Raw genomic sequence first — 22932 nt, 5'->3', positions numbered from 1 at the left:
CGATGGCCGCCCTTCCACAGGCGCAGCAACCGCCTGACGACGCCCGGCCCGGGCTCCCTCGCGGAGCCCGGCTCGGGGTCGACGTCGGCATGGCGCGGATCGGGCTGGCCGCGAGCGACCCCGACGGCCTGGTCGCCACCCCGGTGGAGACCGTGCCGCGGGTGCTCGCAACGCCGGGCAAGCAGGGCGGTAGCACGGGCAAGCAGACCGGCAGCCAGACCGGCAGCCAGACCGGCAGACAGACAGGCAGCCAGGCCGGGAGGAGTGCCCAGGGCACTACCGCCGACGTGGCCCGGATCGTCGCCGAGGCGGCCGAGCGATTCGCCGCCGTCGTCTACGTCGGGCTGCCCCGGCACCTGTCCGGGAAGGAGGGCGCGGCCACGGCCGACGCCCGCGAGTTCGCGGCCCGGCTCGTGGTCGCGCTCGCCGCCACGGGGGAGCGCGCGGAGGTCCGGCTCGTGGACGAGCGGATGACCACGGTGTCGGCTCATCAAGCGCTCCACGCGGCCGGCAGAAAAACCAAGAAGCACAGGTCCGTGATCGATCAGGCCGCAGCCGTTATCATTCTGCAATCTGCACTTGACGCGGAGCGGGCGAAGGGGGAGCGCGCCGGCGAGCTCGTCGAGGTGGAAACCGTGCACGACACGCACGAATGACCAGATGAACTCCCCAGCGAAGGACAGTGAGTCTCCGGTGACGGACCTCTTCACGGCGCCCCCGCGCCCCCAGGCAGATCCCGCGTTCCCCGGGCCGAGATCGGTCCGGAGGGCACAGCGCCGCCGTCGGCGCGGCAAGCGCGGCCGCTCGCTCGTCGTGCTCCTCGTCGCCCTCGTCCTGGTCGGCGGCGCGGGCTACGCGGTGTGGTCCAACCTCGAGTCCCTGACAGGGCTCACGACCCCGCTCGAGTCCAAGGACTACCCGGGACCCGGCGGCGACCAGGTCGACGTCGAGATCGCCGAGGGCGCCACGGGGGCGGCCATGGGCGAGGCGCTCTACGAGGCCGGCGTGGTCGCCAGCGTGTCGGCGTTCACCGAGGCGTTCGAGGCGAACCCGGACTCGGTGCTGATCCGTCCCGGCACGCACACCATGCTGGAGGAGATGCCCGCGCGGGACGCCGTCGCGCTGCTCGTGAAGAACGCGACCGTGGACCTGCAGCTCACCATCCCCGAGGGCTACACGGTCGACCAGATCGTCGAGCGTGCGGTGCAGGTCACGGGCCTGCCCGCCAAGGACTTCGAGGCGGCCCTGAACCGCCCCGGCAAGATCGGGCTCCCCAAGCAGGCTGGCGGCAATGCCGAGGGCTGGCTGTACCCCGACACGTACACGGTGACGCCGGACGACACGGCCGTCGGGCTGCTGTCCCAGATGGTCGAGCGCACCAGCGGCGTGCTCAAGGAGAGGAACGTCTCCGGCGCCGACTGGCAGACGGTGCTGACCAAGGCGTCGCTCGTGGAGCGCGAGGGCTTTCACGCCGAGGACAAGCCGAAGATCGCGCGAGCGATCGACAACCGGCTCGAGGACGGCATGTTCCTCGAGATCGATGCCGCGGTCGCCTACGGCGCCGGCAAGCCGGGCACGGAGCTGACCAGGGCGGATACCGAGAACCCGAAGAACCGGTACAACACGTACGAGCACACGGGGCTGCCGCCAGGCCCCATCGCGAACCCGGGTGAGGTCTCGATCGACGCGGTCCTGAACCCCGCACCGGGCGACTGGAAGTTCTGGGTCACGGTCAACCTCGACACGGGCGAGACCAAGTTCGCCGACGACTTCGCGGAGCACCAGACGTACGTGCAGGAGCTGCGCGACTGGCAGGCCGCCAACGGGTGAAATCGCAGGCAGGGCGGGCTCCTGGCGGTTCTGCGTGCTGAATCCCGGGAGTTGGCCGGGAATGCACCGATCGGGGTAGCGTTCGCGGCACCCGGGCTGTGATGTGATCGTGACCTGCGGCCGCGATGACGCGCGCCCGGCCGTTGTCCAGGCGCGTGGGTCGACCAGAGATCCAGGCAGTGCAAGAGATCCAGGCAGTGCAGAGGATGGAGCGAGCGTGACCGAGGCCCTTCCCGAAGTGACTTATCAGGGGCCACCGAGGCACGCCAGCGGCGTTCGCGGGCGACGAGGGGATCGCGACGTCTACTCCCGCCGGAGGAGCCGGGGCGTCAGGCGCCCGCTGATCATCGCCGTGGTCGCGGTCCTGGTGGTCGTCGGCGGTCTCGGCGCGTGGACGGTGAAGAACGACGGCTACCTCTTCGGCATCCCGACGCCGCTGGCGGCCGCCGACTACGAGGGTGCGGGCGGGGAGCCGGTCGACGTCGAGGTGCCCGAGAACGCCAACGGGTACACGATCGCCGAGGAGCTCGTCGCCAAGGACGTGGTCGCCAGCTCCGGTGCGTTCATCCGGGCGTTCAACGCCAACCCGGACGCTGTCGCGATCCAGCCGGGCACGCACACGCTGAACCTGCAGATGAGCGCGGCGTCGGCCGTGGCCCTGCTGGCGGAGAACAAGGTCGTCCGGGGCGGGCTGACCATCCCGGAGGGCCTGACCGCCACGCAGATCGAGCAGCGGATGATCAAGCAGGGCTGGCCCAAGGCCGACGTCAGGGCGGCGTTCAAGAACGTCAAGCAGATGCTCCCACCCGAGGCGGGCGGCAAGCCGGAGGGCTGGCTGTTCCCCAGCACGTACGACGTGAAGCCGGAGGAGACTCCCGCAGCGGACGTCCTGCAGCAGATGATCGTCCAGACCGTCAGCGTGCTGGACGCGGTCGACGTCCCCTCCGACCAGCGCGAGGAGATCCTCGCAATGGCGTCCCTGATCGAGCGTGAGGCCAAGAACCCCGAGGACCAGCCCAAGATGTCCCGCGTGATCCACAGCCGGATCGAGCAGGACTGGTACCTCGGCATCGACGCCGCGATCCTCTACGGCGTCGGCCGCACCAGCGGGGCGCTGTACCAGTCCGAGCTGGACGACGCATCCAACCCGTACAACCTGCGCCGCCACAAGGGCCTGCCGCCCACGGCCATCTCGAACCCGGGCCGCAGCGCCATCCAGGCGGCGATGAAGCCGGCCGACGGCCCGTGGATGTACTGGTGCGCGGTGAACCTGGAGACAGGCGAGACCAAGTTCGCCACCACGGAGGAGGAGTTCAACACGCTCGTGGCCGAGCTCCGGGCCTGGGAAGACGCGAACGGCTACTGATCATGCGCACTGTCACCGCAGGTTCCGCCCATACCCCGAAGCGCCGCGCCGCCGTACTGGGTCATCCCGTCGCGCACTCCCTGTCCCCGGTGCTGCACGGCGCGGCCTACCGGGCACTCGGCCTGGACGGCTGGGAGTACGGCGTGCACGACGTCACCGAGGACGCCCTGGCGGGCTTCCTGCGCGACGTCAGCCCCGACTGGGCCGGCCTGAGCCTGACGATGCCGCTCAAGCAGGTGGTCATCCCGCTGCTGGACCACGTCGAGCCTCTCGCCGAGGCGGTCGGCGCCGTGAACACCGTGCTGTTCTCAGCGGTCGGGGGTGCGGGCCGCGGAGGGGTCACCATGACCGGCACGAACACCGACGTGCACGGCATCGTGGCAGCGCTGCGCGAAGGGCTCGGCACCCGCCGGGTCTCGGACGCCGTGGTCCTGGGCGGGGGAGCCACCGCGGCGTCAGCGCTCGCGGCGCTCGCCGAGCTCGGCTGCGCCTCGCCGCGGGTGTTCGTGCGGTCCCTGGACCGCATCGGCCCGCTCCGCGAGGCAGTGGCCCGGATGGGCGTGAGCCCGTCGTTCGAGGTGTTCGACGACAAGGCGACGACGTCGGCCCTGGCGGCCGCGGACGCCGTCGTCTCCACGATGCCGAAGCTTGCGGCGGACATGTGGGCGACCCTGCTCACGGACCCGCTCGCCGGCCCGCTCACCGGGACCGGCGAGAAGCCCGGCGGCGTGCTGCTCGACGTCGTCTACGATCCGCGGCCCACTGCGCTGCAGTCCGCGTGGACCACCCTGGGGGCCGGAGCCGTGGGCGGCGAGCGCATGCTGCTGCACCAGGCCGCTGAGCAGGTGCGGCTCATGACCGGTCGCCCAGCACCGCTGGCGGCGATGGACGAGGCGCTCCAGGCGGCCCTCGCCGCCCCTCGGTGACCCGCCCGACACGCCGATGCCGGACGGCGGCTGCCGTCGGTGTGCCGCCCACCGGACCGGTGCACCGTCCCTGTCACGCGCGTGAAACAATCCGAGCATGCTGCGTTGGTTGACATCGGGTGAGTCGCACGGTCCTGCCCTCGTGGGCGTGATGGAGGGTCTGCCCGCCGGGGTGGAGCTGACGACGTCGGACATTCAGAGCGCGCTCGCGCGCCGCCGCCTCGGCTACGGCCGCGGGGCACGGATGAAGTTCGAGCAGGACGAGGTGCGTGTGCTCGGCGGCCTGCGCCACGGGATCACGCAGGGCGGGCCGCTCGCCATCGAGATCGCCAACACGGAATGGCCGAAGTGGACCGACGTCATGTCGGCGGACCCGGTGCCCGCAGAGGCCCTCATGGTCGACGCCGGCACCGGCGACGAGCGCGAGGTGGCCCGCAACCGGCCGCTGACGCGCCCGCGCCCTGGCCACGCCGACCTGATCGGCATGCGCAAGTACGGCTTCGAGGACGCGCGGCCCGTGCTGGAGCGGGCCTCGGCCCGTGAGACCGCTGCCCGCGTCGCGCTCGGCGTCGCCGCCGCGAAGTTCCTCGAGCAGGCCCTCGGCATCCGCCTGGTGTCGCACGTGGTCGCGATCGGCGGTGCCACGGTGCCCGACGACTCCGTGCTGCCGACCCCCGACGACCTGGCCGCGCTCGACGCCGACCCGGTCCGGTGCCTCGACGCCTCTTCCTCGAAGCTCATGGTCGAGGAGATCGACCTGGCCAAGAAGGACGGCGACACGCTCGGCGGCGTCGTCGAGGTGCTCGCCTACGGCGTGCCGTCCGGGCTGGGCACCTACGTGCAGGGCGACCGCAGGCTCGACGCCCGCCTGGCCGCCGCCCTCATGGGCATCCAGGCGATCAAGGGCGTCGAGGTCGGCGACGGCTTCCGCACGGCTCGCCGCCGCGGCACCGCCGCCCACGACGAGATCGTGCGGGGACCCGGCCGCATCGAGCGCACCACCAACCGCGCCGGCGGCATCGAGGGCGGCATGTCGAACGGCGAGATCGTGCGCGTGCGCGCCGCGATGAAGCCGATCTCGACGGTGCCCCGCGCGCTGCCGACCGTCGACACCGCCACCGGCGAGCCCGTCACCGCCCACCACCAGCGGTCCGACGTCTGCGCGGTGCCGCCCGCCGCCGTCGTCGCCGAGGCGATGGTCGCCCTCACGCTGGCCGAGGCCGCGCTGGAGAAGTTCGGCGGCGACTCGGTGGCCGAGGTGCGCCGCAACCTCGAGTCCTACGTCGCCGCGATCCCGGAGCTGCTGCAGTGACCGGCACCAGTCACGACACGAATCACGAGGGGCCGGTCGCGGTCATGATCGGCCCGCCCGGCTCCGGCAAGTCCAAGGTGGGGCGAATCCTCGCCGCCGGCCTCGGCGTCACGGTCCGGGACACCGACGCGGACATCGAGGCGTCCGCCGGCAAGCCCGTCAGCGAGATCTTCGTGGACGACGGCGAGCCCCGGTTCCGCGAGCTCGAGTCCGCGGCTGTGCTCGCCGCCCTCGCGGAGCACGACGGCGTGCTGTCGCTCGGCGGCGGCGCCGTCATGAACCCGGCGACCCAGGAGGCGCTCGAGAAGTACGCGGCGGGCGGCGGCCACGTCGTCTTCCTGGACGTGCCGCTGGCGATCGCCGCCCAGCGGGTCGGCATGAACCAGGCCCGGCCGCTGCTGCTCGGCAACCCGCGCGCGCAGTGGCAGAAGCTGATGACCGAGCGGCGCCCCACCTACGAGCGGCTCGCGACCCTGACGATCGTGTCGAGCGAGCGCCCCGGCGAGCAGGTGGCGGCAGAGATCGTCGAGGCCCTCGGCCTGCGGCTGCGGGTCCCCGAGCTGATGGACCCCAAGAAGAACGAGGAGAGCACCAGGTGAGCATCCAGACCGCTCCCACCCGGATCACCGTCAAGGGCGACGCCCCCTACGACGTCGTCATCGGCCGCCACCTGCTGGGCGAGCTGCCGTCGCTGGTGGGCGCCGCCCGCAAGGTCATGGTGATCCACCCGGCGGCGCTGTCGGCGACGGCGGACGCCATCACGGAGGACCTGAGGTCGTCGGGCTACGAGGCGTTCGTGGCCGAGGTGCCCGACGCCGAGTCGGCCAAGACGCCCCAGGTCGCCGCGTTCCTGTGGGGGCTGCTGGGGCAGCTGGACTTCACGCGGTCGGACGCCGTCGTCGGCGTCGGCGGGGGAGCCACCACCGACCTGGCCGGCTTCGTGGCCGCTACGTGGCTGCGCGGGATCCGCGTGGTGCAGGTGCCGACCACGCTGCTCGCGATGGTCGACGCCGCCGTGGGCGGCAAGACGGGCATCAACACGTCCGAGGGCAAGAACCTCGTGGGGGCGTTCCACCCGCCGGCGGGCGTGCTGTGCGACCTGGCGGCGCTGGGTTCGCTCGACAAGTGGGACCTCGTGGCGGGCCTGGCGGAGGTCGTCAAGACGGGCTTCATCGCGGACCCCGTGATCCTCGACCTGGTCGAGGCCCACGTCGACGAGCTGCGGAACTGGGCCGGCGCGGACGCCTCCGACGAGACCTGGGCCGTGGTGGCCGAGCTCGTCGAGCGGTCGGTCCGGGTCAAGGCCCGGGTGGTCGGCGAGGACCTCAAGGAGGCCGGCCTTCGCGAGATCCTCAACTACGGGCACACGCTGGGCCACGCGATCGAGCTGGCCGAGCGCTACCAGTGGCGCCACGGTGCCGCGGTGAGCGTCGGCATGGTCTTCGCGGCGGAGCTCGCGCGGCTTGCGGGCAAGCTGCCCGACGACGTCGCCGATCGGCACCGCGACATCCTGTCCTCGCTCGGCCTCCCGGTGCACTACCGCGGCGACCGGTGGGACCAGCTGCTGGCAGCCATGCGCCGCGACAAGAAGGCGCGCGGCGACCTGCTGCGGTTCGTGGTGCTGGACGACGTCGCCAAGCCGGTCCGCCTGGAGGGCCCCGACCCGACTCTCCTGGCCGCCGCCTACGCGGAGGTCTCGAAGGAGCCCCCGACCGAGGGCCCGGGCACCCCGGTCACGCTGACGCTGGGATAATACGTGCGGTCGGGGTGAGTCGGACATTAGCCTCAGCTCATGACCTCGGATCCTGGGTTCCCGTCCGCACGCACGGCGGGAGCACGCGGCATCCGTCGCTTGGTCTACCCGCTGGTCTTCCTCGCCTTCCTTGGCCTGCTCGTCGTGCCGTCGCTCTTCTGGGGTGACGGCTTCGAGGCGCCACCGCTGTTCCTCGGGGTTGTCGGGATCATGGCCGGCGTCGGACTGCTCGTGTTCTTCGTCGAGGTCAGGCGTCAGGCGCGCAACCACGGCGCCTGGGACAGGGCCGCACGAGGTGCGGTGTCCCTGACGCTGCGCGGACACGCCGTGGCCAAGCAGCGCAAGGTGTCAGGCCAGCCGATGCGCACGGTGGTGGTCCTGCACGGCGGGGAGCACCGGTATCTCCACCTGTTGTTCGCGAAAGAGGCTCCAACCCGGATCCTGCGGCAGGGTCCCGTGACCGTCGAGCTCTTCGCCGGGCCCGACGTGAAGGGCCCAGCGCGGCTCCTGCTCCCCAACGGCGGGACGCTGTGGGCATTCACCACGCGCCTCGGGGAACGGCCGAACACAGGTTCCCGCGCCTCGGGCAGCTCGCACGACAGCTCGTCGGCGTGGTCGGGCGCCGACGGCTGGACGGGCGGCAGCTCCTGGGGCGGTGACTCCGGCTGGTCCGGCTCGGGCAGCGCTGGCGGCAGCTCCGACGGCGGTGGCGGCGGCTGGTCTGGCGGCGACTCCGGTGGCGGTGGTGGTGGGGGCGGCGGCGACTAGAGCGGGCCGCCCTGGTCCCAGAGCCCTCGTTCGACCAGGACGTCCTTGAGCAGGTCGGCGCGGTCCGTGATCAGGCCGTCCACGCCCTGGTCGATCAGGCGGCCCATCTCGTCCGGTTCGTTGATGGTCCAGACGTGCACCTTCTTGCCGATCGCGTGCGCGGCGTCGATCGACGCGACGTCGACCACCGTGACCGACCCCTCGCCCACCGGGACCTGCAGCGCGTCGACGTTGCGCAGGGCTCGCCGGGACAGGGCCGGCACGTGGAGCCGCACCCCGGTGAGGAAGGCGGCGATCTCCTTGCGCCCTGCCGACGTCGCCACCGGGCGGGACAGCTTGGCGAGCGTCGCGCGGCGTCGGGCGACGTCGAAGGAGGTGACGCACACGCGGTCCCAGGACGACGTCTTCTCGATGGCCCGCGCGACCGGCCCGATGCCGGAGCGATGCTTGACGTCGATGTTTACCCTCAGGCCGGGCCACCCGCCCAGCAGGTCCTCGAGCAGGGGCACCGGCTCGACGCCGCCGATGCGCGCCTCGCTCACCTCGGACCACGGCAGCTCGGCGACGAGGCCGGCGCCGTCGGTGGTGCGGTCGAGCGACTCGTCGTGCAGCGCGACGGCCACGCCGTCGACGGTGCCGTGCGCGTCCGTCTCCACGTAGCGGTAGCCGAGGTCGACGGCGGCGCCGAACGCCGCCAGCGAGTTCTCCAGACCCTCGGTACCGGCCGAGGCATGTGCGAATCCGCGGTGCGCGAGGGCCTGGAACGGCCCCTCGAAATAGCTCACTGGCTGTACCTCACGTCTCGGTCCTGTCTCGGTGCTGCGTCTCGGTCCTGCGCCAGGTCCCGGACGCCGATCGCGGCGCCGACCTGGCTGTCCGTCCATTTCAACATGCCGTCGAGGTATGCCTCGCGCGGCCCACGAGCCGACAACACCAGGTCGTGGACGCCGCCCGGGACGACGAGCTCGGTGACGTCGTGGCCCAGGCCCGGCCCGAGGGCGGCCATGTGCTGGACGTCGAGCACCGTGTCCTGCGCGTCGAGCAGCGGGTTGTCGAGCTCGTCCGGGCCGGACGAGTCGGACCGTGCGAGCAGCACGGGGCACGCGATCTCCAGCCCGGCGGCGACGCGCGCCTGCCCGCGCCGCACGGCGACGAACCACCCGACCCGGCCGGGTACGCCCTCGGGCCGCTTGAGCGCCGTGTCGAACTCCCAGCGTCCGCCGTTCGCGGCGAGCAGGTGCTCGGCGTACCGGGACGGCCCGTCGCTGACGACGGCGGTCGAGGCGAGCCGTCCGACGGAGTCCAGCACCCGAGTCCCGATTCCGCGCTTCCACTCGGGGGCCCGTAGGTCGAGGAACGGCGAGTCGAGCACGAGCACGTCGGGTCCGGCGTGGGCCCCTGCCGCGTTGCGGTGGGCGTGCGCCCACAGGGACGCGGTGAGCCCGCCCGTGGAGTGGGCGTGCACCACGAGCGGCAGCCCTGGCTCCAGGGCGCGCACGGTCCGGGCGGCCGCCGCGATGTCGCTCGCCTGCTCGCGCAGGTCCATCACGAAGTGCGGGATCTGGTCCGGCCGCAGCGACCGCCCGGCGGCCCGGAGGTCGACGGCGTAGAACGCGTAGCCGGCCGCCGCGAAGGCGCGTGCCAGGTGCTCCTGGAAGAAGTAGTCGTTGTAGCCGTGCACGTGGATGACGGCGGCCTTCGGCGCTCTGGGCCCGTCCGAGGGCCGGTACCGCACCAGGGTGGCCGGCCCGAGCCGGGTCTCCTGGAACGGTTCGCCGAGCAGGTGGTCGGTGCGCCAGAGAAGCCTGACCCGCGATGACGCCGCGTCCTGGGCACCGGCCACGCGGCCGCCCCCTCCGTCCGTGCGGTCCAGCTCGTCCAACGGAATGCCTCCACCCTGCTCGCCTGGGAGCTCTCGCCTCAGAACTCTCGCCCCCAGAACCATAGAGTGACGCACAGGAGTGCCGACGACAGATCGAGGGACGACGATGGCCAAGATTCCCGACGGACCCCAGCTCATCACGTACGCCGACCGCCTCGGTGGCGACCTCCCGCGCCTCACGGCCCTCGTAGAAGGCCCGCTCGCAGGCGCTTTCGCCGGGGTGCACGTCCTGCCCTACTACACCCCGTACGACGGGACCGACGCGGGGTTCGATCCCGAGGACCACGCTCAGGTCGACCCGCGCCTGGGCACCTGGTCGGACGTGCGCCGGCTCGGCGAGAGCCACACCGTCATGAGCGACGTGATCGTCAATCACGTCTCCGCGCGCTCCGCCCGGTTCCAGGACGTCGTCACACGCGGGGACGACTCGCCGTGGGCGCCGATGTTCCTCACGCTGTCGTCCGTGTTCCCCGACGGCGCGAGCGAGGCGGACCTGGCGCGGATCTACCGTCCTCGCCCGGGGCTGCCGTTCACGGCGATGACCCTGGGCGGTGTACGGCGTCTGGTGTGGACGACCTTCACCGCCGACCAGGTGGACATCGACCTGCGCACGCCGCAGGCCTGGGAGTACCTCACCTCGGTCGTCGACGCACTGACCGACGCCGGCGTGAGCATGCTGCGCCTCGACGCCGTCGGGTACACGGGCAAGGAGGCAGGTACCGACTGCTTCATGACGGCCTCGACGTCCAAGTACACCCAGCGCATCCTCGACCTCGCGCACGCCCGTGGCGCGACCGTGCTGCTGGAGATCCACGGCCACCACACGCAGCAGGTCGAGATCGCGCGCACCGTCGATCTCGTCTACGACTTCGCACTGCCGCCCCTCCTGCTGCACGCGCTGCACGCTCGCGACCTGGAGCCGCTGCGTTCTTGGCTCGACATCCGTCCGACGAACGCCGTGACGGTTCTGGACACGCACGACGGGATAGGGATCGTCGACGTGGGCCCGAGCGACCTGCGTCCCGGCGAGCCCGGGCTGCTGCTCCCGGAGCAGATCGACGCGCTCGTCGAGCACATCCACGACGCGAGCGACGGGACGAGCCGCCTCGCTACCGGCGCCGCGGCGTCGAACCTCGACCTCTACCAGGTGAACTGCACGTTCTACGACGCAGTGGGGCGCGACGACCGCCGTTACCTGCTGGCGCGGCTGATCCAGCTCGTCCTGCCCGGGATCCCGCAGGTGTACTACGTCGGGCTCCTGGCCGGCCGGAACGACATGGCGCTGCTCGAGGCCACCGGCGTCGGCCGGGACGTCAACCGGCATCGCTACACGCCTGCGGAGGTCGAGGAGGCGCTCGCCCGCCCCGTCGTCCGCGCTCAGCTCGATGCGATGCGGCTGCGTCGTGACCACCCCGCGTTCGGGGGCGCCTTCTCGTCCGCCGTGGACGGCACCCGGGCGACGCTGTCCTGGGAGCTCGCGCGGGACGGGGTGACGCACCGGGTCGGTCTCGAGCTCGACGTGCGGGACGCATCCTTCGCGCTGCGTGCGACGCGCGACGGCGGGGAGGGCACAGTGCTCGACGAGTCCGCCGTGTGACGTCGTCCCGCCGGTCCCCGGCCGCGTGACACGCGCGTGACAGGATGTCCGCCATGCGCAATATCGGCCGGACAGTGCAGTCCTCGATCTACAGCAACGGGGTCTACGGCCGCCGGCCGACGGTGCCCACCAGCCCGGATGCGCTCGCTGACGCCGCCCGACGCCGGATGACCCGCACCGCCTGGTCCTATGTTGCCGGCGGCGCCGGAGCCCAGCGCACCGTCGACGCGAACCGCGAGGCGTTCGGCCGGTACCGCACGGTGCCACGCCAGATGGTCGACGTCGGCGAACGCTCGCTGGCCACCACCCTGCTCGGACGCGACCTGCCCGCCCCCGTGCTGTTCGGGCCCGTCGGGGCCCTGGAGGTCGCCGTGCAGCACCGGCTCGGCCGAGGCGGCCGCGCAGCCGCGCCACGCAACGCCGAGCCCGCCCTCGCCTGCGCCGCCCGCCACCTCGGCCTGCCCGTCGTCATCTCCACCCAGGCATCCACGCCCATGGAGGACACCGCCGCCGCCCTCGGGGACAGCCCGCGCTGGTTCCAGCTCTACTGGTCGTCCGACGACGCACTGGTCGAGTCGTTCGTCGCCCGCGCCGAGGCCAGCGGCTGCGAGGCGATTGTCGTCACCCTCGACACCCACGTGCTGGGCTGGCGCACCCAAGACCTCGACCTCGGCTACCTGCCGTTCGCCCGCGCCGAGGGCATCGCCCAGTACCTGAGCGACCCCGTCTTTCGGGCGCTGGTCGAGGCCCGGGTCCGGGGCGCCGCGGCGGCCGGCGAGGCCGCGCCGTCGAACCGGCCCACGCCCGCCGCCGTCCGCGCCCTGCTGTCCATGGCCCGGCACCACTCCGGCCCCACCCTGCGCAACCTGACCCAGCCGTACGCGCGCGCCTCCGTCGAGACGTTCCTCGACGTCTTCTCCCGCTCCACCCTCACCTGGGCCGACCTCGCCTGGCTGCGCGAACGCACCACCCTGCCCATCCTGGTCAAGGGCATCCAGCACCCCGACGACGCCCGCGCCGCCCTCGACCACGGCGCCGACGGCATCATCGTGTCCAACCACGGCGGGCGGCAGATCGACAACGCCGTCGCATCCCTCGACACCCTGGCCCCGGTGGTCGACGCGGTGCGCCAGCACCCTGGCAGTGGCGTTCCCGTACTGTTCGACTCCGGCATCCGCACCGGCGCCGACGTCTTCACCGCACTCGCCCTCGGCGCCGACGCCGTCCTCCTGGGCCGCCCCTGGGTCTACGGCCTCGCCCTCGCGGGAGCCGACGGCGTGCGCGCCGTCACCGAGCACATCCTGGCCGAGCTCGACATCACCATGGCGCTCGCGGGCGTGTCGGACACGGGGCAGATCGGGCGGCACAACCTCGCAGTCTGAGTCGCCGTCTGGCTCGCTGCCTGACTCGTCCGACTCGTCTTCCTGCAGGTGGGTCGGTATGAGATCGTGACCGGCTCCGGCACCCGCCGTTCACCAGATCCGGGCAGACTGCGGCCATGACCGACGCCGCTCACGGACCTGAAACGCCGGACCTGACGACTGACGCCCAGGCGCCGCCGACGACGGGCCTGGAGCTGCAGGAAGGCGTGCGGATCCCGCGCCGACAGGTCTACTCCTGGGCGCTGTGGGACTGGGGGACCCAGCCGTTCAACACGGTGATCCTCACCTTCGTGTTCACCGCCGCATACCTGATCTCGGACTCGTTCCTTGACCCGGCTGTCGCCGCGCTCGGCAAGGACGACCCCGCCTACCAGCGCGGTCTGGCCGATCTGACCAGCGGCCTCGGCCTGTGGAACACCCTCGCCGGCGTGCTCATCTTTGTCCTCGCCCCCGTGCTGGGCCAGCGGGCCGACGCCACCGGCCGCCGCAAGGCGTGGCTCGCCGGTGCCACCGGCGGCATGGTGCTGTGCATGCTCGCGCTCTGGTTCGTCGAGGCGGACCCGGCGTACTTCGTGTTCGGCGCGATCATGATCGGTCTGGGCAGCGTGCTCAACGAGATCGCGGGCGTGAACTACAACGCCATGATGATCTCGGTCGCCACGCCGAAGACCGTCGGCAAGGTGTCCGGGCTCGGCTGGGGCCTCGGCTACGTGGGCGGCATCCTCGCGCTCGTGTTCGTCGTGGTCGCGAACGCGGCGGACTGGTGGGGGATGCCCACCGACAACGGCCTCGCCTACCGTGTCATCGCGGTCGGCTGCGCGGTCTGGGCACTGGGGTTCGCCTGGCCGATCCTGGCCTTCGTGCCCGAGCTACCCCCCACCCAGGGCCGGCCCAAGGTCGGGTTCTTCGCCAGCTACCCGGTGCTGTTCCGTGACATCAAGGCGCTGTGGCACACCTCGCGCCGCACGTTCTGGTTCCTGCTGGCAAGCGCCGTGTTCCGCGACGGGCTCAGCGGCGTCTTCGCCTTCGGCGCCATCATCGGGAGCGTCAGCTTCGGATTCTCCACCGACCAGGTGATCATCTTCGGCATCGCCGCCAACCTGGTTGCCGGGGCGAGCACGATCCTGGTCGGCCGCGCCGACGACCGCTTCGGCCCCCGGCGAGTCATCCTCACCACGCTGAGCATCATCGTCGTCGCCGGGCTCGCCGTCGTCTTCCTGCGCGACCTCGGTCCGATCGTGTACTGGGTCGGCGGACTGGTCCTGTCGGGGTGCGTCGGCCCGGCGCAGGCGGCGTCCCGCTCCTACCTGGCCCGCGTGACACCCGCCGGCAAGGAGTCCGAGATCTTCGGCCTCTACGCCACCACCGGCCGGGCGACCTCCTGGATGTCGAGCGCCCTGTGGACCATCGCCATCGCAGCCACGGGCGCGACCATCTGGGGCACCCTCGGAATCATCGCCGTGGTCCTCGTCGGCCTCGTGCTCATGTGGTTCGTGCAGGACGCGCCGGTCGCCGACGCCTGACCGGACGCGTAGCCAACGCACTCGGCTGGGCGCCGGGTGGTCGCCTTGTTCGGGGCTGGCCGGCGGGCGCGCCGGCTAGCGGATGGGACGTCGCGTCCGACGCGTCTCCTTCAACGCCTCCTTCAGTGCGGCCTGGAGCCGGTCCAGATCGGCCAACGGCCCCAGGTGCCGCAGCTTCTCCGGGTTGATCACGCCACGGATCGCCGCGACCCGCCCGTCCGAGATCTCGAACGCCCACGTCCCGAGCAGACCGCCGCCCACGGCGTCGTCCGCCACGATGAGGAGCCCAGGCTCCCCACCCACGAGCGCACGCTCGAAGTGCAGCGGCGCGCCACGGCGCATGAAGCCCGCCAGCAAGCGCGCCACCGTGTCGCGACCCGCGACGGGCCGGGAGATCGACATCCCGGGCGGCACCTTCCCGCCGCCGTCACCGGTCAGCACCACATCCTGGGCGAGCAGCTCCAGGAACGGGTCCACCTCACCCTCCTCGCACGCGGCCAGGAACCGGGACACGAGCTGCTCGGCGCGAGCCCGGTCGTCTGCGCTGCGGGGCCGCCAGCCCCGCGGGCTCTGCTGGTCGTGGGCGTCGTGGGCGTCGTGGGCGTCGTGGGTGTCGCGCCCGTCGTGCGGGCTGTGCCCTTCGTGAGCCTCGCGCCCGTCGCGCCTGTCGCGCCCGTCCTGCCCGCCGGGGCTGGCGTGCCCGTCCTGCTTGACGGGGTTGTCCCGCCAGCTCAGCCCGCGCCCCGTCCGTGCGGAGACGGCGCTCGCGGCCCTGGACTGCGCCTCGCGATCCGCGACGTCGTCGCGGTGGCGCGCGATCCGGCGTCGGGCACGCGACGCCAGCTGACGCGCCGCGACCTCGCTCGTGCCGATGACGTCGGCGGCGTCGCTGTGCGGAAAGCCGAGCACGTCGTGCAGCAGGAACGCCGCGCGCTCCGTCGGGGTGAGGGTCTCCAGCAGCACGAGGAACGCCGTCGAGAGATCGTCGGCCAGCTCGGCGTGCCCGGCGGTGTCGGGCGGCGGGGTGGCCATGGCGACGGGCAGGTTCGACGGGATCGGACCGACCAGGGGCTCGGGCAGCCAGTCACCCACGTACGACTCGCGCCGGACCCGCGCCGAACGCAGCACGTCGATGGCGATCCGCGTCGTGACGGTGGTGACGAACGCGTCCGGGTTGCGCACGTCCTCCGCCTGCGAGACCCGCGTCAGCGCCTCCTGCACCACGTCCTCCGCCTCGGCGACGCTGCCGAGCATCCGGTAGGCCACGGAGAAGGCAAGGGGCCGCAGGCGGCCGAGGGCGGCGTCGTCGAGGCGGCGGCTGTCGGGGTCCGTCATGGGGCCATGCTCTCGCGTCATGACCCACCGACGAGATGCGAGCACGGAACGTGACAGCGGGACGGCGCGCGCTCTCAGCACGCCCTTCAGCACCGCCCTCAGCGTGAGCGCATGGCGTCGATCTCATCGCGGCGAAACAGGATGAGGCGGTCCAGGACGTCGTCGGGCACGGGATGGTCGGGGGTGAACCGGATGGTTCCCTTCGACGTCGAGAAGCCGGCCAGGTCCGGCGCGAGCGCCTCGACCGCGGGTGGGCTGAACGGGTACAGCCCGATGTGCTTCGCCGACGCATGTGCCGACACGAGCGGGCTGTCACGGTAGCGCAGGGCGGCCATGCCGTAGCTCATGCCCTCCTCGGCGTCGGGCACGAGCTCGAGCGCCCGCGCTCGCACGTGCTCGACGGCGTCCCGCTCCGCGCCGTCCAGGCTCGCGATGTACTCGGTGAACTCGTCCATGGGAACAGCCTCGCCAGGCCGGGTGCATTCCGCGAGACCAGCCGCGAAAGAGTTATCCACAGATTTCAAATAGCACGTGCGGGGAGTACAAATGTTCGAGACAATGGTGGCAACGGGATGCGAACAGGGGGTGGGGCCGGTGCAGCAGTCGACGAGCGGCATGGCTTCCGGTGGCACGCCCCGGGGTTCGCTGGAGGAGGCGCTGGACCGGATTGAGCGGGCTACCGGGGAGCTGGCGAACCTTGTGGGGCCCGAGGAGTTGGGCGGGTGGGACGCTCCGGGCGTGGCGCGGCTGGCTGAGGCGCATGCGCGGATCCGCCGGCTGACGGGTCGGCTGGACGGGGTGCGGTACACGTTGCTGCCCCGGATCGAGGACGACGGGTCGTGGCGGTCGGGCGGGATGTCGCGCACGTTCACGTCGTGGCTGCGCCTGCGGGAGGGCGTGGCGGCGGCCACCGCCCGCAAGGACGTGACGACCGCACGCCGGCTGGCCCAGGCGCTGCCGGCGACGCGGGAGCGGCTGGTCGCGGGGGTGCTGGGTGCCGATCACGCCCGGGTGATGACGGAGGTCGCGCCGACCAGTGCGACGCGCGAGGACGCGCTGGGCTGGTTGATCGACACGCGTACCGGGGAGCCGACCAGTCCCGAGCTGTTTGTGCAGAGCGTCGCGGTGGACTTTCCCGATCCCGTCGACGACCCGGACGGGTCCCGCACCCGCGAGCAGTTCACGGTGGTGCTGCAGGACGCGATCGCCGCCGGGACGCTGGTGACCGGGGAGGGTCTCGTGCTGCGCGAGGCGGGCTCGCTGAACGCGGACCAGTTCCGCACGGTGGCGCGCCGGTTCGCGACCGTGACCGATCCGGACAGCGACGACGCGGACGACGACAAGGCAGCGGCGGGCGAGTTCCTGGACCTGTCGCGGACCCTGGGCGGGTACCACCTGGCGGGGTTCCTGACCGACGAGCACGGCCTGCTGCTGTCCACCGCCGTCAACGCGGTCATGGGCGCACCGGCTGCCGAGGACACGAGGACGCCCGCGCAGCGCCGCGCGCAGGGCCTGGCGGACGTGGCCCGCACGGTGCTGGACGGCAACGAGGCCTCGCCCGGGGCCGCGATCCCGCCACACCTGAACGTCACCGTGTCCTGGACCGAGCTGGTCACCCGTACCCGCGAGGGGCTCTGTCTGACCTGCGGGCAGGGCATCCCCGGCCGTGCAGGGCGGACCGGCCGCGCCGGTGCCGGCCTGACCGGTGCTGGCCCGATGGGCGGGGACCGCACAGGGACGCCGGAGACTAGGACGCCGGAGACCGGGGCGCCGGAGACCGGGGCGCCGGAGACCGGGACGACGGCGGGGACGGGGACGGGGACGCCGGAGACCGGGACCACGGCGGGGACGAGAACCGGGACCGGGACTGCCGGCAGTGGAGGCACTCGCACGGGTCTCGGGCTGTTGTCGGCGGGTGGTGCGGTGTTCACCGAGACCGGCGGGAGGGCACCCCGGGCGTCGCTGCGCCGCCTGGCCTGCGACTGCGCGGTCACCCGGATCGTGTTCGGCGCCGACGGCGCGGTGCTCGACGTCGGCCGCGCCCAGCGGACCGTGACCGGGCAGATGCGCCGCGCGGTCATCGCCCGCGACCAGCACTGCGTCTACCCCGGATGTGATCAGCCGCCGTCCCGGTGCGAGGTCCACCACGCCGTGACCCACTGGGCCAACGGCGGCCAGACCTCCGTGGCCAACAGCGCCCTGCTGTGCTGGCACCACCACCAGCTCGTCGACGCGCAAGACATCACCATGCGCTGGACCGGCAAACCGGCCCGGATCGACACCGCCGGGGTCCTGCTGCAGACCGGGTGGGCGTTCACCGACGCCCGCGGCCACAGCATCCGCCTGCCCGACGTCATCGAAGCGACACCCGTGTCGGGCACCGGTCCACCGGACCCGTCCGTGCAGCCGCCCGTGGAGCCGCCCGCCGCGGCGGCCTGACTGACAACCCGGCAAGGCCGCTACGCGCGGTGAAGCCGCAGGGCCGGCCGGACCCGGCAGGGCCGGGCGGACGCGGCAGGGCGGTGAGATGCCCAGACCGGTCGGACGCCGCAGTGGTCCGTCACCACTGCCGCAGGCCAGGCCGCGCGGCCGGTCACGCCCTGCCGACGCGCGTCCGCCCCGCAAGGACCACGGCCCCGGAGGCCAGCATCCCTGTGAGCCCGAGCACGACGGCGTACGCGGGCAGCCCCGCGACGTCGTACAGGGTCCACAAGAGCGCCCCGGTCGCGGAGGACGCGATCGCGGCGGCGACTGCGTCGGCCACCTGCAGGGCCGACGACGCCGAACCGTGCTCGTGCGGTGGCGCGAGCTCGAGCGTGAGGACCGACAACGTCGGGTAGACCAGGCCCATCCCGCTGCCCGACAGCACCCAGAACGCCATCCCGACCCAGGCCGGGATGCCCGGCAGCACGAGGACCGCCGCGCCGACCATCCCGAGGGCGAGCAGGCCGCCGCCCAGGCGCACATACCCGGTGTGGCTCAGGTGCAGCAGGTTGCGCCCTCGCACCCACGACGCCGCAGACCAGCCGAGCGCCCCCACCGTCAGGATCAGCCCGGCGGCGCCTGGGCTCAGGTGCCGCTCGTGCACGAGGAGCAGCGGCAGCAGCACCTCGGCGCCCGTGAAGGCCCCCGACACCAGCGCCCGCACCGACACGACGGCCGGCAGCCCGCGCCCGGCCCGCAGCACGGCGAGGGCGAGGCGCAGCGCATGCAGCAGTGGACGCTCCGCTTGCCCGACGACGACGTCGCCCGTAGGGCCGCCGCTCGCGAGGCCGGCGTCGGAGGTGGCTGGGGGCGCGTCGTCCACGGACCTGCCGCGCACGGACCCGCCGCCCGGAGAGTTGCCGTCCGCAGAGTTGTCGCCCGCAAGACTGCCGCCCGCCGAACTGACGCCTTCCAGGCCTTCGTCGACGGAGTTGTCGGCATCAGCAAGGCCGTTCGCCTCGGCCGCGCCGCCCTGCGCCGCCGTCAGCCCCGGCCGCATCAGGATCGCCGCCGGGACGGTGAGCGCGGCCGCGCCGAGGAAGACCCAGCGCCAGCCCAGGTGGTCCACGACGAGGCCGGCCAGCCCCGGCCCGACGATCGCTGGCACCACCCACGCGGCGGCGAACGCCGAGAACACGGCGGGGCGGCGGTCGGGGGCGAAGACCCGGGCGACCAAGACGTACAGCGCCACGCCGAACAGCCCGTTCCCGACTCCCTGCACAGCACGCCCCGCGATGAGCGCGCCCATGCCGGTAGCGGTCCCCGCGACCACGAGACCGGCCACGAAGAGCGCCACGCCGGTCCACATCGCCGGTGCCGGACCGGTGCGGTCGCACCAGCGTCCAGCGGTGAGCATGCCGACCACGCTCGTCGCGAAGACCACAGCGAACGCGAGCGTGTAGTGCCGCAGCCCGTCCAGGTCGACGGCGATGGTGGGCATCGCCGTCGCCACGGCGAGGGCCTCGAACGCACCGAGCGAGCAGAGCGCGACCATCCCCGTGAGGACGAGGCGTTGGGCGCCGCGGCTCAGCGCGCCGGGCTGCGCACCGGACTGTGCGGGCGAGAGAGTCACAGTCACACCAGTACCACCTTGCCGGTCGTGCGGCGCTCCTCGAGCTCGCGGTGGGCCCGGGCGGCCTCGGCGAACGGCACGCGGTGCGTTGCCACCCGCCACCGGCCAGACGCCGCCCGGGCCAGCGCGCGCTCCTGGTACGGCCGCTGGTCGGACATCGGGGGAGCGTCCGGGCCGACGGCGTAGCGCACCTCGACCGGCGACTCGATCCGGTCGGCGCCTGCCCACGCCGTGTAGCGGTTGGCCGCCCCGGACGCCCAGCCGTATGCGACGAGACGGCCGCCCGCAGCGCCGTTATCCGTGCCGTCGCTCGCGCCGTCAGTCGTGCCGTCGCTCGTGCCCAGCAGGGCGGTGGCCGCCGTGCCGAGGTCGCCGCCTACGCCGTCGAGCACGAGCGTCGCGGGGGAGGACCCGAGGGCCGCGCGGGCGGCGTCCACCCAGCCGGGGTCGGAGTAGTCGACGAGCGCGAGGCGGCCGGTGCCTGGCACGGCGTCGAGCGCTGTGCCCGGAACGGCGCCGGCGACTTGGCCCGGCACGCCGCCAGGCATTGGGCCAGGCGCGGCGTCAGGCGGTGGGCCAGGCAGAGCGTCGGCCACCAGCTCCCGGAGGAGCTTCAGCTTCGCCGCACCGCCCGCCAGGGCGACGACGCGCGCGCCGGACTGCAGTGCCTCCTGCACAAAAAGTGTGCCAAGCGCGCCTGCCGCACCGGTGACGACAACAATGTCAGCTGCGGTCACAGCCGCGATATCAAGGGTGTAGACGGCCATGCGACCCGTGCCGATCATGGCTGTCGCGTCGGCAGGGTCGAGGGGAGCGCCATCGGGGCCATCGGGGATCGGGTGCAGCTTCTCGGCGACGACGACGGCGCGCCGGGCGTACCCGCCGCCGTCGGGCACCGCGCCGAGATGGGCCGCCACCCGCCGCCCCCTCCACGAGGCATCGACCCCAGGCCCGACGTCGGACACGGTGCCGGCGATCTCGCGGCCTGGGACCGTCGGGAGGGTCGGCAGGGGGAGTGGGCCGCCCGCCTCACCGCGGCGGGTGCTGGTGTCGAGGAGGTGTACCCCGTGTGCCACCACGTCGACGAGCACCTCGCCGGGACCGGGGACGGGGTCCGGGATCTGCTCGAGCGTGAGGACCTCGGGCGGCCCGAAGGAGTGATGTCTGATGGCGTCCATGCGGTGATCCTCTAACCTGAACCAAAGTTGAGGTCAACCGCCCCTGGAAAGGGCCGAGTCAGAGAGCCCCAGTTCTTCGCAAGCCCCAGTTCTTCGAGAGCCCGAGGAGGCCCGTACATGGAAGCACCCAACCCCGCCGTTCCCTGGGACCGCGACGAGCTCACCGTCGGCGATCTCGCCGCCCGGAGCGGCGTGGCGGTGTCGGCGCTGCACTTCTACGAGCGCAAGGGGTTGATCACGAGCCGGCGCACGTCGGGCAACCAGCGGCGCTACCGGCGCGAGACATTGCGCCGGGTCGCGTTCATCCGGGTGTCCCAGCGTGTGGGGATCCCGCTCGCCGACATCGGCGCGGCGCTCGACACCCTGCCCGGCGACCGGACGCCCACCGCGAAGGACTGGCGCCGCATCTCGCAGGCCTGGCACGACGACCTCGACGCTCGGATCGAGCAGCTGTCCCGGCTGCGCGACCACCTGACCGACTGCATAGGCTGCGGCTGCCTCTCGCTGCGCCGGTGCGCGCTGACCAACCCCCACGACGAGCTCGCCGAGGCCGGCCCAGGCCCGCGGACCCTGCTGGTGGAGGGCCTGGAGCCGGACGGGGCGTGAGTCTCGCCGGCGCCAGGGTTTGCGGCAGCACAGCCCACCGCCTACTAGGCTCGCGGCCATGGCTTCTGCACTGCCCCGCGTCCTGGTGCTCAACGGTCCCAACCTCGGCCGGCTCGGCGTCCGCGAGCCCGAGATCTACGGTCACGCCTCGATGGAAGACCTCAAGATCTCCGCGGGAAAATGGGGCGACGAGCTCGGCCTCGAGATCGAGGTGCGACAGACCGACGGCGAGTCCGAGATCGTCGGCTGGCTCCACGAGGCCGTCGACGCCGGCGCGCACGTCGTGCTGAACCCGGCGGCGTTCACGCACTACTCCTACGCGCTGCGCGACGCCGCCGCCCAGGTCACCACGGCGGGGCTGCTGCTCGTCGAGGTGCACCTCTCCAACCCGGCGACGCGCGAGTCGTTCCGGCACTACTCCGTGGTGGCCGGGGTCGCGACCGGGACCGTCGCGGGGTTCGGGTTCGACTCCTACCGGCTGGCGTTGTCGGCGATCGCGCGACGGCTGGGGGAGTAGGCGAGCGCCTCAAGGCAGCAGCCTTGATCCGCGGCACTAAAGTCCAGAGCATTGAGTACAAGACGTAAAGGCTCTAGCCTTAACTCATGATCGTCCTGACCATCGACCAACGGGGCTCGACGTACGCGGCCGACCGGGTTCCCGAGCTCCTCGCCGAGCTCGCGCGCCTGACCCGCGGCCGCGAGGGGCTCGTTGTGCCGTTCGAGCGCACGGTCGGCGACGAGGTCCAGGGGATCCTCGCTGCCGGCCGGGCGGGCGCGGAGCTCGCGGTCGACCTCACTCTTCACCTGCTGCGCGACCAGGGTTGGAGCATCGGCATCGGCGTCGGCGAGGTGGACGGTCCGCTGCCCGTGGTGTCCCGCGAGGCGCGCGGGTTCGCGTTCTACCGCGCGCGCGACGCCGTGGAGCGGGCCAAGTCCCGGAGCAAGGGCATGTCGGTAGCGGTGGAGGGCCCGCAGCCGGACGCGCCGGACCGGCGCAAGCCAGCGCATGGCACGCCGGGCCATGGCACAACTTCCGACGACACAACCTCCGACGGCAACAACACCGCCGAACCGGACCTGGCCGCCGAGATCGAGGCCTTGCTGCGCCTTCTCGCCGCGATTCGCGCGCGCCGTACTCCCCAAGGGTGGGAGGTCGCCGATACGCTCGCCTCGCTGGAGGACAAACCAGGACGGCAGAGGATCGTCGCCCGGTCCCTGGACGTCAGCGAGCAGGCGGTGAGCCAGCGGGTCCGGGCGGCCCTCTGGCAGGAAGAGGAAGCGGTACGTCCGATAGTGGTGCGGCTGCTCGCGGAGCTGAGCAGCTCCGTGATCGTCGAGCCGGACGCCGTGACCGGGCCTGTCGCAGAGCCGCCGCACAAACGCAAGAAGATGAAGCGCGCGAAGAGCTGAGGGGAAT

The 22932-nt window shown here is 72.6% G+C and carries 21 protein-coding genes; 15 read left to right on the top strand and 6 right to left on the bottom strand.

Translation table 11 applies throughout. The features are described from left to right. The first annotated feature begins 2 nt into the window (after window positions 1-2). The 8 genes from ruvX (at window position 3) to IE250_RS19945 (ending at window position 7955) form a co-directional block, all read left to right on the top strand. The gene (ruvX, locus tag IE250_RS19980; protein WP_229872612.1) at window positions 3-656 is read left to right on the top strand and encodes a Holliday junction resolvase RuvX; all 654 of its coding nucleotides are present in this window, start codon (window positions 3-5) and stop codon (window positions 654-656) included. A 4-nt stretch (window positions 657-660) separates the two neighbouring features. Next, window positions 661-1830 carry an endolytic transglycosylase MltG gene (gene mltG / locus IE250_RS19975; RefSeq protein ID WP_229872611.1) on the top strand — a complete coding sequence of 390 codons (1170 nt, stop codon included), beginning with the start codon at window positions 661-663 and terminating at the stop codon, window positions 1828-1830. Window positions 1831-2182: 352 nt separating this feature from the next. After that, window positions 2183-3196: an endolytic transglycosylase MltG gene (gene mltG, locus IE250_RS19970; protein ID WP_189671038.1), complete on the top strand. Its 1014-nt coding sequence runs from the start codon at window positions 2183-2185 to the stop codon at window positions 3194-3196. 2 nt (window positions 3197-3198) lie between these two features. Then, window positions 3199-4122 (top strand): shikimate dehydrogenase, encoded by a 924-nt coding sequence (locus tag IE250_RS19965; protein WP_189671037.1) that lies wholly within the window; start codon window positions 3199-3201, stop codon window positions 4120-4122. A 97-nt stretch (window positions 4123-4219) separates the two neighbouring features. Then, the gene (gene aroC / locus IE250_RS19960) at window positions 4220-5434 is read left to right on the top strand and encodes a chorismate synthase (RefSeq protein WP_189671036.1); all 1215 of its coding nucleotides are present in this window, start codon (window positions 4220-4222) and stop codon (window positions 5432-5434) included. A 44-nt stretch (window positions 5435-5478) separates the two neighbouring features. Further along, window positions 5479-6033 (top strand): shikimate kinase, encoded by a 555-nt coding sequence (locus tag IE250_RS19955; RefSeq protein WP_189671124.1) that lies wholly within the window; start codon window positions 5479-5481, stop codon window positions 6031-6033. Beyond that, complete coding sequence (aroB, locus tag IE250_RS19950; protein ID WP_189671035.1) at window positions 6030-7187, top strand: 3-dehydroquinate synthase; 1158 nt, start codon at window positions 6030-6032, stop codon at window positions 7185-7187. The genes IE250_RS19955 and aroB overlap by 4 nt, the downstream gene beginning before the upstream one ends. Window positions 7188-7226: 39 nt before the next feature. Further along, a complete protein-coding gene (locus IE250_RS19945) occupies window positions 7227-7955 on the top strand; it encodes a hypothetical protein (protein ID WP_189671034.1) in 729 nt (242 codons plus the stop codon). Here IE250_RS19945 and IE250_RS19940 read toward each other — a convergent pair. Beyond that, a complete protein-coding gene (locus tag IE250_RS19940) occupies window positions 7952-8740 on the bottom strand; it encodes a glycerophosphodiester phosphodiesterase family protein (protein WP_229872610.1) in 789 nt (262 codons plus the stop codon). The genes IE250_RS19945 and IE250_RS19940 overlap by 4 nt on opposite strands. Beyond that, a complete protein-coding gene (locus IE250_RS19935) occupies window positions 8737-9837 on the bottom strand; it encodes an alpha/beta hydrolase (RefSeq protein ID WP_229872609.1) in 1101 nt (366 codons plus the stop codon). The genes IE250_RS19940 and IE250_RS19935 overlap by 4 nt, the downstream gene beginning before the upstream one ends. Before the next feature lie 106 nt (window positions 9838-9943). Here IE250_RS19935 and gtfA point away from each other — a divergent pair, with 106 nt between their 5' ends. The 3 genes from gtfA to IE250_RS19920 all read left to right on the top strand — a co-directional run bounded on the left by gtfA (window position 9944) and on the right by IE250_RS19920 (window position 14339). Further along, a complete protein-coding gene (gene gtfA / locus IE250_RS19930; RefSeq protein ID WP_189671031.1) occupies window positions 9944-11434 on the top strand; it encodes a sucrose phosphorylase in 1491 nt (496 codons plus the stop codon). A gap of 53 nt (window positions 11435-11487) precedes the next feature. Further along, window positions 11488-12816 carry an alpha-hydroxy-acid oxidizing protein gene (locus IE250_RS19925; protein ID WP_229872608.1) on the top strand — a complete coding sequence of 443 codons (1329 nt, stop codon included), beginning with the start codon at window positions 11488-11490 and terminating at the stop codon, window positions 12814-12816. 116 nt (window positions 12817-12932) lie between these two features. Further along, a complete protein-coding gene (locus tag IE250_RS19920; RefSeq protein ID WP_189671029.1) occupies window positions 12933-14339 on the top strand; it encodes an MFS transporter in 1407 nt (468 codons plus the stop codon). Window positions 14340-14414: 75 nt separating this feature from the next. Here the strand turns inward: IE250_RS19920 and IE250_RS24675 are convergent, their stop codons facing one another. Next, window positions 14415-15674 carry a sigma-70 family RNA polymerase sigma factor gene (locus tag IE250_RS24675; RefSeq protein ID WP_229872607.1) on the bottom strand — a complete coding sequence of 420 codons (1260 nt, stop codon included), beginning with the start codon at window positions 15672-15674 and terminating at the stop codon, window positions 14415-14417. Window positions 15675-15772: 98 nt separating this feature from the next. Continuing rightward, window positions 15773-16129 (bottom strand): iron chaperone, encoded by a 357-nt coding sequence (locus IE250_RS19910; protein WP_189671028.1) that lies wholly within the window; start codon window positions 16127-16129, stop codon window positions 15773-15775. A 139-nt stretch (window positions 16130-16268) separates the two neighbouring features. Between IE250_RS19910 and IE250_RS19905 the strand changes: the two genes are divergently transcribed. Beyond that, entirely contained in the window at window positions 16269-18113 is a 1845-nt protein-coding gene (locus tag IE250_RS19905) for an HNH endonuclease signature motif containing protein (RefSeq protein ID WP_229872606.1), read from the top strand. Between the two features lie 154 nt (window positions 18114-18267). On the opposite strand, the gene IE250_RS19900 is transcribed toward IE250_RS19905, so the two are convergent. Next, window positions 18268-19737 carry an MFS transporter gene (locus IE250_RS19900; RefSeq protein ID WP_189671026.1) on the bottom strand — a complete coding sequence of 490 codons (1470 nt, stop codon included), beginning with the start codon at window positions 19735-19737 and terminating at the stop codon, window positions 18268-18270. Beyond that, window positions 19734-20909 (bottom strand): alcohol dehydrogenase catalytic domain-containing protein, encoded by a 1176-nt coding sequence (locus IE250_RS19895; protein WP_189671025.1) that lies wholly within the window; start codon window positions 20907-20909, stop codon window positions 19734-19736. Before IE250_RS19895 ends, IE250_RS19900 begins: the two co-directional genes overlap by 4 nt. A 117-nt stretch (window positions 20910-21026) precedes the next feature. Between IE250_RS19895 and soxR the strand changes: the two genes are divergently transcribed. The 3 genes from soxR to IE250_RS19880 all read left to right on the top strand — a co-directional run bounded on the left by soxR (window position 21027) and on the right by IE250_RS19880 (window position 22925). Next, entirely contained in the window at window positions 21027-21515 is a 489-nt protein-coding gene (gene soxR, locus IE250_RS19890; RefSeq protein WP_189671024.1) for a redox-sensitive transcriptional activator SoxR, read from the top strand. Between the two features lie 58 nt (window positions 21516-21573). Then, window positions 21574-22032 (top strand): type II 3-dehydroquinate dehydratase, encoded by a 459-nt coding sequence (locus IE250_RS19885; RefSeq protein WP_189671023.1) that lies wholly within the window; start codon window positions 21574-21576, stop codon window positions 22030-22032. Between the two features lie 86 nt (window positions 22033-22118). Beyond that, window positions 22119-22925, top strand: a complete 807-nt coding sequence (locus IE250_RS19880) for a nucleotidyl cyclase domain-containing protein (protein WP_229872605.1) — start codon at window positions 22119-22121, stop codon at window positions 22923-22925. The last annotated feature ends 7 nt before the right edge of the window (window positions 22926-22932 follow it).

Origin of the sequence: Promicromonospora soli, from assembly GCF_014653785.1 — a bacterium.
In the GTDB taxonomy this organism is placed as follows: Bacteria; Actinomycetota; Actinomycetes; order Actinomycetales; family Cellulomonadaceae; genus Promicromonospora; species Promicromonospora soli.
Note: the sequence above shows the minus strand (reverse complement) of the source record. Positions and strands in the feature narration are given on the sequence as shown.

Bases quoted from the DNA above. Each gene is read 5' to 3' on its own strand.
- IE250_RS24675 (WP_229872607.1), bottom strand. From the start codon at position 15,674: ATGACGGACCCCGACAGCCGCCGCCTCGACGACGCCGCCCTCGGCCGC.
- IE250_RS19880 (WP_229872605.1), top strand. From the start codon at position 22,119: ATGATCGTCCTGACCATCGACCAACGGGGCTCGACGTACGCGGCCGAC.
- IE250_RS19965 (WP_189671037.1), top strand. From the start codon at position 3,199: ATGCGCACTGTCACCGCAGGTTCCGCCCATACCCCGAAGCGCCGCGCC.
- IE250_RS19895 (WP_189671025.1), bottom strand. From the start codon at position 20,909: ATGGACGCCATCAGACATCACTCCTTCGGGCCGCCCGAGGTCCTCACG.
- IE250_RS19925 (WP_229872608.1), top strand. From the start codon at position 11,488: ATGCGCAATATCGGCCGGACAGTGCAGTCCTCGATCTACAGCAACGGG.
- IE250_RS19945 (WP_189671034.1), top strand. From the start codon at position 7,227: ATGACCTCGGATCCTGGGTTCCCGTCCGCACGCACGGCGGGAGCACGC.
- mltG (WP_229872611.1), top strand. From the start codon at position 661: ATGAACTCCCCAGCGAAGGACAGTGAGTCTCCGGTGACGGACCTCTTC.
- IE250_RS19885 (WP_189671023.1), top strand. From the start codon at position 21,574: ATGGCTTCTGCACTGCCCCGCGTCCTGGTGCTCAACGGTCCCAACCTC.
- IE250_RS19920 (WP_189671029.1), top strand. From the start codon at position 12,933: ATGACCGACGCCGCTCACGGACCTGAAACGCCGGACCTGACGACTGAC.
- soxR (WP_189671024.1), top strand. From the start codon at position 21,027: ATGGAAGCACCCAACCCCGCCGTTCCCTGGGACCGCGACGAGCTCACC.
- ruvX (WP_229872612.1), top strand. From the start codon at position 3: ATGGCCGCCCTTCCACAGGCGCAGCAACCGCCTGACGACGCCCGGCCC.
- gtfA (WP_189671031.1), top strand. From the start codon at position 9,944: ATGGCCAAGATTCCCGACGGACCCCAGCTCATCACGTACGCCGACCGC.
- aroC (WP_189671036.1), top strand. From the start codon at position 4,220: ATGCTGCGTTGGTTGACATCGGGTGAGTCGCACGGTCCTGCCCTCGTG.
- IE250_RS19910 (WP_189671028.1), bottom strand. From the start codon at position 16,129: ATGGACGAGTTCACCGAGTACATCGCGAGCCTGGACGGCGCGGAGCGG.
- IE250_RS19955 (WP_189671124.1), top strand. From the start codon at position 5,479: ATGATCGGCCCGCCCGGCTCCGGCAAGTCCAAGGTGGGGCGAATCCTC.